The 1,952-nt window shown below is 38.4% G+C and carries 2 protein-coding genes; both read left to right on the top strand.

Features of this window, described 5'->3' with window-relative positions; all coding sequences use genetic code 11:
• Positions 1 to 639 precede the first annotated feature (639 nt).
• Positions 640 to 813: a hypothetical protein gene (locus ACFU9E_RS35430; protein WP_375839303.1), complete on the top strand. Its 174-nt coding sequence runs from the start codon at positions 640 to 642 to the stop codon at positions 811 to 813.
• Between the two features lie 90 nt (positions 814 to 903).
• Positions 904 to 1,812 (top strand): hypothetical protein, encoded by a 909-nt coding sequence (locus ACFU9E_RS35425; protein WP_375839305.1) that lies wholly within the window; start codon positions 904 to 906, stop codon positions 1,810 to 1,812.
• Positions 1,813 to 1,952 lie beyond the last annotated feature (140 nt).

Here is a 1,952-nt window from a genome sequence, read left to right as displayed (position 1 = left end):
AGGGTTATTTGTCAGAATGACAAACCGATTTCGAGCCGGCGAGAACCCATTGTCACACCACGATTTAGGGGGTGTGTATAAATGGGCACTCTCTGTGAAATTTGAAGCTTTGAAATTCCGAATGGCGCACTTATACACTCTGTCGAGTGAGTGCTAAAATGCTGAAGCATTTCCGTCAAGCGTGTGGAGGAATCTTGTAGAGAGATATAGCATAGATACCCGTATCTCTAGAGATATTTTGGTATATCCCTGCTATATCTATGGGGTATCTATGCTATATCTTTGGCTTCAAAAACGGCACCTGTTCTAAGAGCATAGAAACTCAACAGGCACAGCCTGTTTGACACCCTTTTTTTTAGGGTGGCACCGAGTTTCCTTATGCTCTTTTTCTCTGAAGCTAAACCTGTTTTATATGTCGTAGTCTTTTTATTGGGAGTGACCCCTTGCTGTACAATTTCCGGAGGTGCCGATAAGGGACGAATTTTCCCTTGTCGGTTGCCTTTGGGGATTGTAAGGGGTGGAGGCTCGGAATCAAAAGGAAACGAAATATCATTCCGAGTGTGCTTCTTTTTTCTGTTCTTGAATTCTATTATTTCCAATGTTAGAATTATGTTAACAACTTGTTAGGAGTGTGTTTGGATGGAAGAGAAAAAACAAATTGGACCTCGAATTACTGTTGAAACATTTAAAAAGCTAGAGTTATTAGCCGAACATTTTACAAAACACAATGAATTTGGAAGAGTTTCAAAAGATGCTGTAATTGAGTTTGCTATTAAGGAATTGTATAGGGACTATTTGGGAAAAGGACGCTAATTTTTGTTGAAAAACTGACTTCGGATTTGGGGTTCTTTATTATTAACTTGATTTTAATTAAACATTACAGGAAAAATTGAGGGGAAATGGATGGATAAACGCAATGGTGACGCGGTTTTCATAGCTCCAAATGATGTTGTAAAAGTGACCACTATGAATCACGTCATTGAAGTTCAGCATATGGAGAAGATGAACCGGAAAAATAATATCAAAAAATTGGACAAGGATAGGTTTGTAGACCTCTCTACTGGGGAGATCCGGGAGTTCGAGCATTCGGAAAATCGGCAGGAAAATTATAATTCTTTGAGACAAACCTTTAAGAAGCTGCGTTATTTGATAAATAACAATTTTATAGGACGGCCAAATGAATTACATATAACTTTGACATACAAGAAAAATATGACGGACACGAAAAAACTTTATAGTGATTTTCAAAATTTTATCGACAGGTTGCGTTATAAATACAAGAAAGAAAGTTCGATAGATTATTTATCGGTGGTAGAGCCACAAGGACGTGGAGCCTGGCATTGTCATGTTTTAATGCGCTTTAATGATTTGGATAAGATTTATATTAAAAATGCTGAATTAAGGAGTCTATGGGGTTTAGGATTTGTAACAATCAAGTCATTAAAGGATATAGACAACATAGGAGCCTATTTGAGCGCTTATTTGACTGATATAGACCTAGAAGATGTCCAAGACAGGGAAACAGCCTTAAAAGTGGCTTCAGAGGGCTGTGAGGTGCAAACAAAGATCGTAGAAGGTCGGGAAAAGAAATTTTTAAAAGGCGGACGGCTGCACATGTATCCTTCCGGAATGAATATGTATCGAAAATCAAAAGGGATTGTTAAGCCGGAACGGGAAGAAATGAAGTTCGGAGACATAAAAAAAGTAGTGGGTTCGGCAAAACCACACTACGAGAAAAGTTATCATGTCGAAAATGACAATTTTGAAAACACAATTTCGTTTCTCCAGTATAACACAAAACGTGATTTTTGAAGCAAAACGGTTCCTCTTTATGGAGCCGTTTTTTTTATTTCCCGAAGGGTTATTTGTCAGAATGACAAACCGATTTCGAGCCGGCGAGAACCCATTGTCACACCACGATTTAGGGGGTGTGTATAAATGGGCACTCTCTG

The organism is Kitasatospora sp. NPDC057595, assembly GCF_042800875.1.
Classification (GTDB): domain Bacteria; phylum Actinomycetota; class Actinomycetes; order Streptomycetales; family Streptomycetaceae; genus Kitasatospora.
The sequence above is the reverse complement of the archived record's forward strand: the minus strand, read 5'-3'. Positions and strand labels throughout refer to the sequence as shown.

Excerpts from the sequence above, each read along its gene's own strand:
- ACFU9E_RS35430 (WP_375839303.1), top strand. The coding sequence starts at position 640 with ATGGAAGAGAAAAAACAAATTGGACCTCGAATTACTGTTGAAACATTT.
- ACFU9E_RS35425 (WP_375839305.1), top strand. The coding sequence starts at position 904 with ATGGATAAACGCAATGGTGACGCGGTTTTCATAGCTCCAAATGATGTT.